Annotated in this window: 13 protein-coding genes; 10 read left to right on the forward strand and 3 right to left on the reverse strand. The window is 62.2% G+C overall.

Annotation, left to right across the window (positions count from 1 at the left end; genetic code table 11):
* Window positions 1–11 precede the first annotated feature (11 nt).
* On the reverse strand, window positions 12–1,637 hold the full coding sequence (locus CUJ90_RS16880; RefSeq protein WP_114163233.1) for an NAD(P)/FAD-dependent oxidoreductase: 1,626 nt from the start codon (window positions 1,635–1,637) through the stop codon (window positions 12–14).
* 213 nt (window positions 1,638–1,850) lie between these two features.
* On the opposite strand from CUJ90_RS16880, the gene paaA reads away from it, so the two are divergent.
* From paaA to CUJ90_RS16920, 8 genes are all read left to right on the forward strand, one after another.
* Window positions 1,851–2,849 (forward strand): 1,2-phenylacetyl-CoA epoxidase subunit PaaA, encoded by a 999-nt coding sequence (gene paaA, locus CUJ90_RS16885; RefSeq protein ID WP_073432201.1) that lies wholly within the window; start codon window positions 1,851–1,853, stop codon window positions 2,847–2,849.
* A 40-nt stretch (window positions 2,850–2,889) separates the two neighbouring features.
* Window positions 2,890–3,174, forward strand: coding sequence for a 1,2-phenylacetyl-CoA epoxidase subunit PaaB (gene paaB, locus CUJ90_RS16890; RefSeq protein WP_114163234.1), 285 nt, complete (start codon window positions 2,890–2,892; stop codon window positions 3,172–3,174).
* A gap of 8 nt (window positions 3,175–3,182) precedes the next feature.
* Complete coding sequence (paaC, locus tag CUJ90_RS16895; RefSeq protein ID WP_114163235.1) at window positions 3,183–3,986, forward strand: 1,2-phenylacetyl-CoA epoxidase subunit PaaC; 804 nt, start codon at window positions 3,183–3,185, stop codon at window positions 3,984–3,986.
* 7 nt (window positions 3,987–3,993) lie between these two features.
* Window positions 3,994–4,536: a 1,2-phenylacetyl-CoA epoxidase subunit PaaD gene (gene paaD / locus CUJ90_RS16900; protein ID WP_114163236.1), complete on the forward strand. Its 543-nt coding sequence runs from the start codon at window positions 3,994–3,996 to the stop codon at window positions 4,534–4,536.
* Window position 4,537: 1 nt separating this feature from the next.
* A complete protein-coding gene (paaE, locus tag CUJ90_RS16905; protein ID WP_073432197.1) occupies window positions 4,538–5,626 on the forward strand; it encodes a 1,2-phenylacetyl-CoA epoxidase subunit PaaE in 1,089 nt (362 codons plus the stop codon).
* 146 nt (window positions 5,627–5,772) lie between these two features.
* The gene (locus tag CUJ90_RS16910) at window positions 5,773–6,585 is read left to right on the forward strand and encodes a DUF1835 domain-containing protein (RefSeq protein ID WP_114163237.1); all 813 of its coding nucleotides are present in this window, start codon (window positions 5,773–5,775) and stop codon (window positions 6,583–6,585) included.
* Window positions 6,586–6,602: 17 nt separating this feature from the next.
* Complete coding sequence (locus CUJ90_RS16915; protein WP_114163238.1) at window positions 6,603–7,211, forward strand: TetR/AcrR family transcriptional regulator; 609 nt, start codon at window positions 6,603–6,605, stop codon at window positions 7,209–7,211.
* 244 nt (window positions 7,212–7,455) lie between these two features.
* Window positions 7,456–8,124: a GNAT family N-acetyltransferase gene (locus CUJ90_RS16920; protein ID WP_073432194.1), complete on the forward strand. Its 669-nt coding sequence runs from the start codon at window positions 7,456–7,458 to the stop codon at window positions 8,122–8,124.
* A 90-nt stretch (window positions 8,125–8,214) separates the two neighbouring features.
* On the opposite strand, the gene CUJ90_RS16925 is transcribed toward CUJ90_RS16920, so the two are convergent.
* A complete protein-coding gene (locus CUJ90_RS16925; protein ID WP_114163239.1) occupies window positions 8,215–8,715 on the reverse strand; it encodes an Lrp/AsnC family transcriptional regulator in 501 nt (166 codons plus the stop codon).
* A 159-nt stretch (window positions 8,716–8,874) separates the two neighbouring features.
* On the opposite strand from CUJ90_RS16925, the gene hppD reads away from it, so the two are divergent.
* A complete protein-coding gene (gene hppD / locus CUJ90_RS16930) occupies window positions 8,875–9,972 on the forward strand; it encodes a 4-hydroxyphenylpyruvate dioxygenase (RefSeq protein ID WP_114163240.1) in 1,098 nt (365 codons plus the stop codon).
* A gap of 168 nt (window positions 9,973–10,140) precedes the next feature.
* On the opposite strand, the gene CUJ90_RS16935 is transcribed toward hppD, so the two are convergent.
* Window positions 10,141–10,326, reverse strand: a complete 186-nt coding sequence (locus tag CUJ90_RS16935) for a hypothetical protein (RefSeq protein WP_073432191.1) — start codon at window positions 10,324–10,326, stop codon at window positions 10,141–10,143.
* Window positions 10,327–10,684: 358 nt separating this feature from the next.
* On the opposite strand from CUJ90_RS16935, the gene CUJ90_RS16940 reads away from it, so the two are divergent.
* The gene (locus CUJ90_RS16940; RefSeq protein WP_114163241.1) at window positions 10,685–14,284 is read left to right on the forward strand and encodes an indolepyruvate ferredoxin oxidoreductase family protein; all 3,600 of its coding nucleotides are present in this window, start codon (window positions 10,685–10,687) and stop codon (window positions 14,282–14,284) included.
* Window positions 14,285–14,787: the final 503 nt, after the last annotated feature.

The following is a 14,787-nucleotide window of genomic DNA, read 5'->3' on the forward strand; positions in this document are numbered from 1 at the left end:
CCTTCGCCGACTCAGGCGGCCGCCCGCGCTCCGGTCATCTTCGATGCCAGCGCTTCCGCCACTTCGATTCCGTCGATCGCCGCCGAATAGATTCCGCCTGCATACCCGGCGCCCTCACCAGCCGGATACAGACCGTCCACATTCATGCTCTGATAATCGTCCCGGCGACGCACGCGAATCGGTGACGACGTTCTCGTCTCAACGCCCGTCAGCACCGCGTCATGCATGGCAAAGCCGGCGATCTTCTTGTCCATCTGCGGCAAGGCTTCGCGAATCGACTCGATCACGTAATCAGGCAGCGCGGTGCTGAGATCGGTCGGATGCACGCCGGGTTTGTACGACGGCACCACCGAGCCGAGCGAGGTGGACGGCCGTCCGGCGATAAAGTCGCCGACCAGTTGACCCGGCGCCATATAGTTGCCGCCGCCCAGCTCGAACGCCCGCTCCTCCCACTTGCGCTGAAACGCGATGCCGGCGAGCGGGCCGCCCGGATAATCGTCCGGCGTGATGCCGACGACAATCCCCGCATTGGCATTGCGCTCGGCCCGCGAATACTGGCTCATGCCGTTCGTCACGACGCGCCCAGGCTCCGAGGTCGCCGCCACCACGGTGCCGCCGGGGCACATGCAGAAGCTATACACCGCACGCCCGTTGCTGCAGTGATGCACCACCTTATAGTCGGCGGCGCCCAATTGCTTGTGCCCGGCGAACTTGCCGAACCGGCTGCGATCGATCAAACCCTGCGGGTGCTCGATCCGGAAACCGAGCGAAAAGGGCTTCGCTTCCATATAGACGCCGCGCTCATGCAGCATCTCGAACGTATCGCGCGCGCTATGGCCGACCGCCAGCACAACATTCTCGCAACGCAGCGTTTCACCGGTCGAAAGCTTCAGGCCGCGAACTTTGCCGTGGTCAATTTCGATGTCGTCGACGCGCGTTTCAAAGCGCACTTCACCACCCAACTCGTGGATGGTCGCGCGCATCTTTTCGACCATGCTGACGAGACGGAAGGTGCCGATATGGGGCCGGCTCAGATACAGGATGTCTTCCGGAGCCCCCGCGCGGACGAATTCGTCGAGCACCTTGCGACCGTAGTGCTTCGGATCCTTGATCTGGCTGTATAGCTTGCCGTCCGAGAACGTACCCGCGCCGCCTTCGCCGAACTGCACGTTCGATTCGGGATTCAGCACCGACTTGCGCCACAGGCCGAATGTGTCCTTGGTGCGCTCGCGCACGGCTTTGCCGCGCTCGAGGATGATCGGACGGAAGCCCATCTGCGCGAGGATCAGTCCGGCGAACAGGCCGCACGGCCCCATGCCGATCACAACCGGGCGCAATGTGGTGAATTGCGCCGGGGCCTTGGCGACGAACCGGTAAGTCATGTCAGGCGTCACGCCGCAATGCGGCACTGCGCCGAGCCGCTTGAGCGCGGCAGCCTCATCCGTTACCTCGACATCGACGATGTACGTGAGTTTGATGTCGGCGCGCTTGCGGGCATCGTGAGCGCGGCGAAAAACGGTGTATCGGATGAGCCCGTTCGCCGCCACGCCGAGTTCCGCGAGGCGCGCGCGGACCGCGGCTTCGAGGGCACTGTCGGGATGATCGAGCGGGAGTTTGATTTCGCTAAGACGTAACATGAGTACCGGGGATGCAGGAAGGCCGCAAATCGCGGCCAATTCGCAATTTTATAGGTTAAGCGTCGGCGCGGGGCGCCAGCGACGCGTGACTGCGGCCACCAAGGGTCCGCCAGCACCTATCGACGGCAAGGATCCGTCGCAAAAAAGTTATTAACCGACCGGTCGGTTGGCTTATACTGTGCAAACACAGAAACTTCCGCAGAGAGCGTCCCCATGTACACGCAATCCCTGGATATTCCCGGCAATGTCGCTCCGCTCGACTCGGGCGCGAATTCGCCTGAACAGGCGCGATTCGACGCAGTCATGACCGACGACGGCAAAATCGAGCCGCAGGACTGGATGCCGGACGCTTACCGCAAAACGCTGGTCCGGCAAATCTCGCAGCACGCGCATTCGGAGGTCGTCGGCATGCTGCCGGAGGGCAACTGGATCACGCGCGCGCCCAGCCTCAAGCGCAAGGCGATCCTGCTCGCCAAGGTGCAGGACGAAGCCGGCCACGGTCTCTATCTATATAGCGCGGCCGAAACGCTCGGCGTGTCGCGCGATGAGCTGATCGCGGCGCTGCATTCCGGCAAAGCCAAATATTCCAGCATCTTCAATTACCCGACGCCCACATGGGCCGACGTCGGCGTGATCGGCTGGCTGGTCGATGGCGCGGCGATCATGAACCAGATTCCGTTGTGCCGCTGCACGTACGGCCCGTATGCGCGGGCGATGATCCGCATCTGCAAGGAAGAGTCGTTCCACCAGCGCCAGGGTTTCGACGCGCTGATGTCGATGATGTCCGGCACCGAAGCGCAACGCGAACTGGTCCAGCAGGCCGTGAACCGCTGGTGGTGGCCGGTGCTGATGATGTTCGGCCCGAGCGACAAGGATTCGATCCACAGCAATCAGTCGTCGAAATGGGGCATCAAGCGCATCTCGAACGACGATCTGCGCCAGAAATTCGTCGATGCCACCGTCGACCAGGCCAAGGTGCTCGGCGTCACGCTGCCGGACCCGGACCTGAAATGGAACGAGGCGCGCGGCCACTACGACTACGGCGACATCGACTGGGAAGAGTTCTGGCGCGTCGTAAACGGTGACGGGCCGTGCAATCGCGAGCGTCTCGCCACCCGCGTCAAAGCCCACGACGACGGCGCCTGGGTGCGTGAAGCCGCCCTCGCCCACGCGGAAAAGCAGCGCCAGCGCGCGCAACAGCACGCCGCCTGACAAACGCGGCAAGAGCCATGCAAGGAATCAGGAGATCAGCATGAACAAGGAATGGCCGATTTGGGAAGTCTTCGTGCGCAGCAAGCAGGGACTCGACCATAAACACTGCGGCAGTCTGCACGCCGCCGACGCCCCAATGGCGCTGCGCATGGCGCGCGACGTCTACACGCGCCGCCAGGAAGGCGTGAGCATCTGGGTGGTGCCGTCATCGGCGATCACGGCCTCCGCGCCGCAAGACAAGACGGAACTGTTCGAACCGGCTGGCGACAAGATTTACCGCCATCCGACGTTCTACACGCTCCCCGACGAAGTCAATCACATGTAAGCGCGGCCATGCACACTACGCCTGAACATCTGCAATACGTGCTGCGCCTCGCGGATACCGCGCTGATCCTCGGTCAGCGCAATACCGAATGGTGCGGCCACGGCCCGGTCCTCGAAGAGGACATCGCGCTCTCGAACATGAGCCTCGATCTGATCGGCCAGGCGCGGCTGCTGTATACGCATGCCGCCTCGCTCGAACAGCAGCTCACCGGCAAAACCCGCACCGAAGACGACTACGCCTACTTCCGCGCCGAACGCGAGTTCGCCAATTACACGCTGGCCGAGTTGCCGCACTACGGCCCCCTGACCGGCACCGCGCAAACCGACAAGGACTACGCGGTCACGATCGTGCGCAATTTCCTCTACTCCGCGCTAATGGCGCACTTGTGGACGGCGCTCACCCGCTCCGCCGACGCGCAACTGGCTGCGATCGCGTCGAAGTCGATCAAGGAAACCAGCTATCACCTGCATCATGCAAGCGAATGGCTGATCCGTTTCGGCGACGGCACCGACGAATCGCACCGCCGCGCGCAAGCGGCGCTCGACTACCTGCTGCCGTACACGCGCGAGTTTTTCAGCACGGACGCCGTGGAAGAGACGATCGCCACCGCCGGCATCGGGCCGCTGACTTCTGACCTCGAACCTGCGTGGCTCGAGGACGTCCGCGCCACGCTCGACGAAGCCACGCTGAAACTGCCCGAAGCGGTCAAGCACATCACGACCGGCAAGCACGGCGAGCATTCGGAGCACATGGGTTTCGTGCTGGCCGAAATGCAGAGCCTCGCACGCCAGCATCCCGGCGCCACCTGGTAATCCGACGATGACGACCTCGACTGCCACACACGCGCCCGATGCCGCGCTCGCACGCGCGTGGGACGTGCTCGAAACGGTGCCCGATCCGGAGATTCCGGTCGTGTCGATCCGCGAACTCGGCATTCTGCGCGATGTGCGCCGCGCCGCCGACGGCGCGCTCGAAGTCGTGATCACGCCAACCTATTCCGGCTGCCCGGCCATGTCGCAGATCGCGGAGGACGTCGCCCATGCGCTTGACGTGGCGAACCTCAAGCCGTACCGGATCGCCACCGTGCTCGCGCCCGCCTGGACCACCGACTGGATGACCGCCGACGCGCGCGAAAAATTCCGCGCTTACGGCATCGCGCCGCCCACGGGCAATTGCGGTTCGGCCGCGCCGCCGCGGGAAAACGTGCTGCGCTTCGTGCCGCGAGCGCTGCCCGCGCCGCCGTGCCCACGTTGCGGCTCATCTCACACCGAGCGTCTCGCGCAATTCGGCTCGACGGCCTGCAAGGCCTTGTATCGCTGCCTCGACTGCCGCGAACCATTCGACTACTTCAAACCGTACTGATATGGCCACCCCGCAATTTCATCCGCTGCGTATCCGCGAAGTGCGGCCCGAAACCGCCGACGCGGTCTCCGTCGCCTTCGAAGTCCCCGCCGAACTGCGCGATCAGTACCGCTTCACGCAAGGCCAGTTCGTCACGTTGAAGACGCACATCGACGGTGAGGAAACGCGCCGCTCGTATTCGATCTGCGTCGGCGTGACGGACTACGATCGCGACGGCGAACTGCGCATCGGCATCAAGCGCGTGCGCGGCGGGCGCTTCTCGAACTTCGCCTTCGATACGCTGCAGCCCGGTCACACGATCGACGTGATGACGCCCGACGGCCGCTTCTTCACCCATCTGAACGCCGACCAGGGTCAGCAGTACATCGCCTTTTCAGGCGGCTCGGGCATCACACCCGTGCTCGCGATCATCAAGACCACGCTCGAAGTGGAACCGCGCAGCACCTTCACGCTGGTGTACGGCAACCGCAGCGTCGACCAGATCATGTTCGCGGAAGAACTGGAGGATCTGAAGAACCGCTTCATGAACCGCTTCGTGCTCTACCACGTGCTGTCCGACGACTTGCAGGACGTCGAACTCTTCAACGGCGTGCTCGATCAACAAAAGTGCGCGGCCTTCATCGAGAACCTGCTACCCGCCGATGCCATCGACGAAGCGTTCATTTGCGGCCCCGCCCCGATGATGGATGCCGCCGAGGCCGCCTTGAAAGCCGCGGGCGTGCCGCCGGAAAAGGTGCATGTGGAGCGCTTCGGTTCGCCGCTGCCGCAAGCGGGCGTGCCGCCGGTCGACATCACCGAGGACATGCCGGCCGCCGACCTCGAAATCGTCCTCGACGGAAAAAGGCGCAAGCTGCGCCTGCCGTACGAGGGCGTGAGCGTGCTCGACGTCGGCCTGCGAGCCGGCCTTGCGCTGCCGTATGCGTGCAAAGGCGGCGTCTGCTGCACCTGTCGCGCGAAGGTGCTGGAAGGCGAAGTGAAGATGGAAAAGAACTACACGCTGGAGGAGCATGAAATCCGCGACGGTTTCGTGCTGACGTGCCAATGCCATCCGGTCAGCGATCGGGTCGTGGTGAGCTACGACGAACGTTGAACCGCGCGCCGCGGCCGGTCCGTGCGACGTCCGCAGCGCTTTCAGCAGGTCCGCGATCCGCTTACACTAGGGGCCGCTCGCGATCGGACGTCCGTTCCGTTCGGCGAGCGGCCCCTTTTTGTTATCCCCGAGCGAAGCCACTGCCGATGAGCACGATCCATCTCACCAACGGCGATGTTGCCGCGGAATCACTGCGCGCCGCGCTTAAGGAGGCGGGCCGCGACGATCGCGTGCAAGCGCTGCGCGATGACCTGGCAGTCGGCCCCTTGCGCGGCATCGACGAGGCGCCCGAGGTGCGAGCCAGCTTCTGGGATCGGGTCAGCGCCGATACGAAGCGGGATTTCCTGCGCGAGTTCCGCGAGCAGGCGGCGACACTGGAAAAGATCGCTAGCGGCGATACAAATCTGGTGGCCTGGCATGGTGAAAGCGCATCGGATCAATTGATGCTCCGCCGGGTCTGCTATCACCTGCGCAACAGCCCGCAGCGCCTGAACGAAGTGCGTCTGTCGATTCGCGACCTTACCGACCCCGGCGCCTGGGCGCACAGTCGCAAAGACCGCGCGACCTCCGTCGGCATGTTCGCGCCGACCGTGCTGCAAGCGCACCTGTCCGACGCCGCGCCGATTTCGGTGCTGCGTATCAGCCGGCTCGCGCTCGAATGGCAGGAAGTCAAACACGCGAACGGCGAGACGCGGCGCTGGCGCGACAACTCATTTACAAGCGGCAACTTCGCCGACCTGGACGCGCGAATCCTCGACCACGTCACCGAGGACTGGCAACCCGCCGCGCGCGTTGCCGCTGAGTTGATGACCGCCGACCTCGGCTTGCTGGTCAGCGACAGCATCGCGCTATGGCGCTTGCACGAACTGGCCGCGACCCGGCGCATCAAGCTGCGCGGCGACGCGCGCGCGTGGCGCACGCTGGAGTTGTGCGCAGCGCTCTCCCACTGTCCACACTAATAGAAGAACAGACGACCATGGCCCGCACCCGAGCCCCCGACCACGAAACCCAGCGCGAGCAAATTCTCGAGTTAGCCGCGGCGAAATTCGCCCAGACCAGCTATCCGAGCACCTCGATGGCCGATCTCGCCGCCGCCAGCGGCACCTCGAAAGCGCGCCTGTACCACTACTACGCGAGCAAGGAAGCCATCCTGTTCGACCTGCTGGACCGTTACACCAAGCGGCTGATGCTGATCATCGCCGAGGTGGAGGGCGCAAGCCAACGCCGCGGACTCACGGAGCGGGAAACCTTCGCCGAGCTGATTCGCGCATTTCTATCCGAGTACGAGACGTCGCACAGTCGGCACGTCGCATTGCTGAACGACGTGAAGTATCTGGAGGATACGCAGCGCGAGATCATCCTGAACCGCCAGCGTGACGTGGTCGCGGCCTTTTCGCGGCAACTGGCGCGCGCTTATCCGGAGCGCGCCAGGCGCGAAAATCAAACCGCCCTCACGATGATGGTGTTCGGCATGATCAACTGGACGTTCACCTGGCTGAAGCCGGATGGCCGCATGGGCTATCGGGAGTTCGCCGAGCAGGTGGTCGGCATGGTCGATCATGGGCTGGGCTCAGCGCCGGATTGATTGCGCAGAGCAACAATAGTCAGGAGATACACGCCGACCTTCAGTTGCCTTGCCGCGACACCGAGGCACGAACGCCCGTTCAGTTTATTTATTGTTTAAAATCAATAGATTAATAGATCGGCGCGACGTTTTTAGGTGCTTTACTCGGAATTGGATACGGGTTTTCCCTAGTATGCGGTTAGCATTTCCGCTAAAATCGTTTTTGCGGCGCACCACGCCGCTCGATTAAAAGGAGAACCCGACCATGAATCCGATTACACCCCGCGCAGCCGAGCCGATCATCGCGCACGATCGGCTGTCGCAGCCAGCCGGTCGTGCACCCGCTCTGGTCCGTGAACTCACCGCTGCCGACCGCGAACGGCTGCTTACCCACTTCCTCGCGCTCGACGAAGATGACCGCCTGCTGCGCTTCGGCCAGATCGTGCCGGACCATGTCATCGAAAATTACGTTCGCGCCATCGATTTCAAGCGCGACACGGTTTTCGGCGTATTCAACAGTCAGTTGCAACTGACCGGCGTCGGTCACCTGGCTTATCTGCCGGTGGAAGGCGACAAACGCACCGCCGAATTCGGCGTATCAGTGCTGGAAAGCGCTCGTGGGCAGGGCATCGGCTCCAAGCTTTTCGAGCGCGCCGCCATTCGCAGCCGCAATACGCACGTCAGCATGCTCTACATGCATTGCCTGTCGCGCAATTCGACCATGATGCACATCGCGAAGAAAGCCGGCATGAAGATCGAGTACGCATACGGCGAAGCCGACGCCTATCTCACGCTGCCGCCGGCCGACCAATCCAGCATCATCGCCGAGATGTTGCAGGAGCAAGCTGCGGTGTTCGACTACGCGCTCAAACGCCAGGCACGTCGCACGACGCAGTTGTTCGAATCGTTTTTGCCGACGGCAGAGGCGGCCTGACAGCCACGCGCTTCGGTGACGCAAGAAAAGGGCGGCCTCCAGGCTGCCCTTTTTTGTTTCACCGCTGACAGTCGCCTCGCGCGGCACGGCTTACACAATCGGCAACGCCGTCGTTTCCTTGAACGTTTCGAGCGAGAAACTCGTCTTGACGTCGATCACCGACGGATGGTGCAGGAGCTGCTCCTGCACGAAACGCGAAAAGTGCGCCATATCCGCTACCTGGACGCGAAGCAGATAGTCCATATCCCCGGTCATCGCGTAACACGCGACCACCTCCGGCCAGGTCTGAACCGCCGCGCGAAACAAATCCGCGTGCGTTACGTCACCGCCTCGGGGACTGAGCGCCGGCCCACTGCGCTTTTCCAGCCGCACGTTCACGTAAGCGAGCAAATCGAGACCTAATAGCCGAGGGTCGAGCAGCGCCACGTAGCCGCGAATCACGCCGCTCTCTTCCAGTCGACGGATACGCCGCAGGCACGGGCTCGGCGAAAGATTGACGCGCTCCGCGATCTCCTGATTCGACAGCCGGCCATTCTCCTGAAGGATGGCGAGAATGCGCCGGTCGATCGCGTCCATCTCTATTTTGGTCATTTTCTGCCCTCAAAAAGCGAAGCTGCGCAAGAAGATAGCGCAAGCTTATTCACGCGCGATTAAGTTCGCAAGTTTTCGTTGCGACCGGACCTTTACACTTGGCTCACTCGGTCGCGCTCAATCGCACACCCCGCACCGGCGCAAATCAGGAGACAGACAATGCAAGTTTCAACTTGGGACAACCCGCTCGGCACCGACGGTTTCGAATTCATCGAATACACCGCGCCGGATCCGAAAGCGCTCGGCAAGCTGTTCGAACAAATGGGCTTCACCGCGGTAGCGCGACATCGTCATAAAGACGTCACCCTGTATCGTCAGGGCGGAATCAACTTCATCGTCAACGGCGAGCCGGATTCGTTCGCGCAGCGGTTCGCACGCCTGCATGGCCCGTCGATCTGCGCGATCGCCTTCCGCGTGCAAGATGCGGCGAAGGCCTACAAACAGGCGTTGGATAAAGGCGCCTGGGGCTTCGACAACAAGACCGGCCCGATGGAACTGAACATCCCGGCGATCAAGGGCATCGGCGACTCGCTGATCTATTTCGTCGACCGTTGGCGCGGCAAGAACGACGCCGAGCCGAACAGCATCGGCAACATCGATATTTACGACGTCGACTTCGAGCCGATTCCCGGTGCGAATCCCAATCCCGCCGGGCACGGCCTGACCTATATCGACCACCTGACGCACAACGTGCATCGCGGCCGCATGCAGGAGTGGGCGGAGTTCTACGAGCGTCTGTTCAACTTCCGCGAAGTGCGTTACTTCGACATCGAAGGCAAGGTGACGGGCGTGAAATCGAAAGCGATGACTTCGCCCTGCGGCAAGATCCGGATTCCGATCAATGAAGAAGGCTCGGAGACGGCCGGCCAGATTCAGGAATATCTCGACGCGTATCACGGCGAAGGCATCCAGCATATCGCGCTCGGCAGCAACGATATCTACCGCACGGTGGACGGTTTGCGCGCGGCGAACATCTCGCTGCTCGATACCATCGACACCTACTACGAACTGGTCGATCGGCGCGTGCCGAATCATGGCGAGCCGCTTGACGAACTGCGCAAGCGCAAGATTCTGATCGACGGCGCGCCGGACGATCTGCTGCTGCAGATCTTCACCGAAAACCAGATCGGGCCGATCTTCTTCGAGATCATTCAACGCAAGGGCAATCAGGGCTTCGGCGAGGGCAATTTCAAGGCGCTGTTCGAATCGATCGAACTCGACCAGATCCGTCGTGGGGTGGTGCAGGACAAAGCATGACCGCAAACGTCCCGCGCGGAATTTGAGGTTCGCGAGTCAATAAGAAAGGGCGAGGATCTTGCGATCCCCGCCCTTTGTCATGTGTGTCATTTGCGCCGTTGCCCGCACCGGTGCGGCGGCCGGTTTTCAATCGACACGCCGCATCGGCGGCGCATCACGAATTCTGTCCTACTCGCCGGCTTTGGCGGATCGCGTGACGCGGTCTACCGCAATGCGCGCGGGCGCGACTTGCGCCACACGAGCCACCGCGGCTGATAGCGTCCCTGCGCTGCCGGTATTCGAGCGCATCGGGGCGCTCATGGCGAAGAATGCGGCCGAAACCATCAGGAATGTCTGGATGTTTCTGGTGTTCATGCGTACTCCTTGTCTGACTGCCCTGTTGTCGTGAACCTCCACCGAATGCGGAGCGTTTCGCCGACATTGCTCACAGGTGCGGGATTAGACAGGGATTTCATCGTCGGTTCCGAGAATTTGTCGCATTTACAGCTTGTTACAGCACCGGCGCCGAGGCCCCGCAACAGCGTCAGCCAGGCTGCCATCGATCGTTATCGACCCCGCTGCATCCGCGATTGCCGACATGCTGCGGCGGGTTTTCACCAGTGCTACCATCACTTAAAACACGTCAATATGGCGACCCCGGCCCCAAGCATTCACAAGATGCCGCGGCCCAAAAAGTTTTGGCGATCCCAAACTGGGTGGAGGAGTACACATAATGAATGCCCCGCTAGACGCAGGTCAGCGAGCCTCGCTAGAAGCTGCGCTCTCGTCCGTCACGCTCGACGACAAATACACCCTCGAACGCGGCCGCGCGTACATGAGCGGCATCCAGGCGCTGGTGCGTCTGCCCATGCTGCAACAGGAACGCGACCGGACCGCCGGACTCAATACCGCCGGCTTCATTTCCGGTTACCGTGGATCGCCGCTCGGCGCCCTCGACCTGTCTCTGTGGAAGGCGAAACAGCATCTCGCCGCGCATCAGGTCGTGTTCCAGCCCGGCGTCAACGAAGACCTCGCGGCCACCGCCGTGTGGGGTTCGCAACAGGTCAATCTGTACCCGAGCGCCAAATACGATGGCGTGTTCTCGATGTGGTACGGCAAGGGTCCGGGCGTTGACCGTTCCGGCGACGTCTTCAAGCACGGCAATTCGGCGGGCTCCTCGCGGCATGGCGGCGTTCTGGTGCTCGCCGGCGACGATCACGCGGCCAAATCCTCCACGCTCGCGCACCAGTCCGAACATATCTTCAAGGCGTGCGGCCTGCCGGTGCTGTTCCCCTCGAACGTGCAGGAATATCTCGACTTCGGCCTGCACGGCTGGGCAATGAGCCGCTATTCGGGCCTGTGGGTCGCGATGAAGTGCGTGACCGACGTCGTGGAATCGTCGGCTTCGGTCGATATCGATCCGCACCGCACGAAGATCATCCTGCCGGACGACTTCGCGATGCCTGAAGGCGGCTTGAACATCCGTTGGCCGGATCCGCCGCTCGTGCAGGAAGCGCGTCTGCTCGACTACAAGTGGTACGCGGCGCTCGCCTACGTGCGCGCGAACAAACTGGATCGCGTCGAAATCGATTCGCCCGATGCGCGCTTCGGCATCATGACCGGCGGCAAGGCTTATCTCGACGTGCGTCAGGCGCTGACCGACCTCGGTCTCGACGACGATACCTGTTCGCGCATCGGCATTCGCTTGTACAAGGTGGGTTGCGTCTGGCCGCTCGAGGCACAAGGCGCGCAAGCCTTCGCACGCGGCCTCCATGAAATCCTGGTGGTCGAGGAAAAGCGCCAGATTCTCGAATACGCGATCAAGGAAGAACTGTACAACTGGCCGGACGCGCAGCGTCCGCGCGTGTTCGGCAAGTTCGACGAGAAAGACGGCGCGGGCGGCGAATGGTCGGTGCCGATGGGCAACTGGCTGCTGCCGGCGCATTACGAGCTCTCGCCGGCGATCATCGCCAAGGCGATCGCCACGCGGCTCGACAAATTCGATCTGCCGTCCGACGTACGCGCTCGCATCGCCGCGCGCATCGCGGTCATCGAGGCGAAGGAAAAGGCGCTCGCGCGGCCGCGCGTTGAAGGCGAACGCAAGCCGTGGTTCTGCTCCGGCTGCCCGCACAACACGTCGACCAATGTCCCGGAAGGCTCGCGTGCGATGGCCGGCATCGGCTGCCACTACATGACTGTGTGGATGGACCGCAGCACCAGCACGTTCAGCCAGATGGGCGGCGAAGGCGTCGCGTGGATCGGCCAGGCGCCGTTCACCCACGACAAGCATGTGTTCGCCAATCTGGGCGACGGCACTTACTTCCACTCGGGCCTGCTCGCGATTCGCGCGGCGATCGCGTCGAAGGCGAACATCACCTACAAGATTCTCTATAACGACGCGGTCGCGATGACGGGCGGCCAGCCGGTCGACGGCGTGTTGACCGTGCCGCAGATCACGCATCAACTCGCCGCCGAAGGCGCGACGAAGATCGTCATCGTCACCGACGAGCCGGAGAAGTACCACACGAATGTGGGCCTCGCGCCGGGTATCGACATCCACCATCGCGACAAGCTCGACGAAGTGCAGCGCCAGCTACGCGAGGTTCCCGGCACCACGATCCTGATCTACGACCAGACCTGCGCGACCGAGAAGCGCCGCCGCCGCAAACGCGGCACGTATCCGGATCCGGCACGCCGCGTCGTGATCAACGAGGCCGTGTGCGAAGGCTGCGGAGATTGCTCGGTGAAGTCGAATTGCCTGTCGGTCGAACCGGTCGATACCGAATACGGCACCAAACGTCAGATCAACCAGTCGACGTGCAACAAGGACTTTTCGTGCGTGAACGGATTCTGTCCGAGTTTCGTGTCGATCGAAGGTGGGCAGTTGCGTAAGCCGAAAGCCGCGTCGGGCATCGTCGCCGATGCCATGCCGCCGGTGCCGGAACCCGCATTGCCGTCGATCGGCCGCCCTTACGGCGTGCTGGTGACGGGCGTCGGCGGCACGGGCGTCGTCACGATCGGCGCGTTGCTCGGCATGGCCGCGCATCTGGAGAACAAGGGCGTCACCGTGCTCGACGTCACCGGCCTCGCCCAGAAGGGCGGCGCCGTGATGAGCCACGTACAGATCGCGCAGAAACCGGACGATATCCACGCAACGCGCATTGCAATGGGCGAGGCGAGTCTCGTGATCGGCTGCGACGCGATCGTCACGGCAAGCGACGAATGCGTCTCGCGGATGCAGGCAGGCCATACGCGCGTTGTGCTGAACAGCGCGCACACGCCGACAGCGGAACTGATCAAGAACCCGAACTGGCGCTTTCCCGGCAGCAGCACCGAAGCCGACGTGCGCGCCGAAGCGGGCGACGAGTGCGTCGATACGGTCGATGCGAACCACTTCGCCGTCGCGCTGCTCGGCGACGCGATCTATACGAATCCGTTCGTGCTCGGCTACGCATGGCAGCGCGGCTGGGTGCCGCTCACGTATCAGTCGCTGATGCGCGCGATCGAGTTGAACGACGTCCAGGTCGAAAAGAACCGGGCCGCCTTCGAGTGGGGCCGTCGTGCAGCGCACGATCTGGCCGCGGTGCGCAAGCTCGCGCAGTCGCAAGGACGCGGCGCCGCTGCTGAAACGGCAAGCGGCAAGATCATCTCGCTACACACGCCGAAGGCGCTCGACAGGCTGATCGACAAGCGCGCCGACTATCTTGCCGCGTGGCAGAACGCGGCGTACGCCGAGCGTTATCGCGCGTTGGTCGCTCAAGTGCGCGCAGCCGAGTCGGCACTCGATTCGGCCGACGATCAGTTGCCGTTGACCGAAGCCGTGGCGAAGAATCTGCACAAGCTGATGGCGTACAAAGATGAGTACGAGGTTGCGCGCCTCTACAGCGACCCCGCGTTCATCGACAAACTGAAGGCGAGTTTCGAAGGCGACTGGAAACTGCATATCCATCTCGCGCCGCCGGCGTTCTCGAAGAAAGACGCTCAAGGTCATCTGATCAAGAAGAAGTACGGACCGTGGGTGTTCAGCGCGATGCACGTGCTGGCCAAGCTCAAGTTCCTGCGCGGCACTGCGTTCGACCCGTTCGGCAAAACGGAAGAGCGCCGTACCGAACGTGCGCTGATCGGCGAATATGAAGCGCTCGTGCGTGAACTGATTGGCGGCCTGACCGCGCAGAAACGTGAGCTGGCCATGGAACTCGCGAATCTGCCGGACGGCATTCGCGGCTACGGTCACGTGAAGGAAAACAACCTGAAGGGCGTGCGCGTCAAGTGGAACGAATTGCTGACGCGCTGGCGCTCCATCGAGACCGGAAAGACGCAACACGCGGCGTAATCCGGCTGGCCGCGTCGGCCCACATCATGGGCCCCGGAAACGGAAAAGGCGGCTGTCCTCTCGGACAGCCGCCTTTTTTTTGCTTGTTTCGACACATGATGCGTGTGTACGAGAACAAGCGGTACTGCCTCTTGCAACAACACAACAACACAACAACCAATCAAAAACAAACAACAGGAACTGCTAACTTCTACTGCAACTACGAACTTCTACTGCAACATCATCAAATACAACTACCAACTACCAACTACCAACTACCAACTACCAACTACCAACTACCAACTACCAACTACCAACTACCAACCAACTACCAAGACGAAGCGCCGCGCCAGACGATCCACGGATTGAACTGCCGACTATTCCGTTGTCATCGCGGTGTGCTGCGCTTCGGGAACAACTTTACAAAAGTGTCACAGAAAATCGAATAAGAGCACTCTTAAAAGACGCTCATCGCATTGAGATGCATTAGGACGACAAGTCGCACAGACCGAACCTGCAAATAA

This window comes from Paraburkholderia terricola (assembly GCF_003330825.1).
GTDB lineage: Bacteria > Pseudomonadota > Gammaproteobacteria > Burkholderiales > Burkholderiaceae > Paraburkholderia > Paraburkholderia terricola.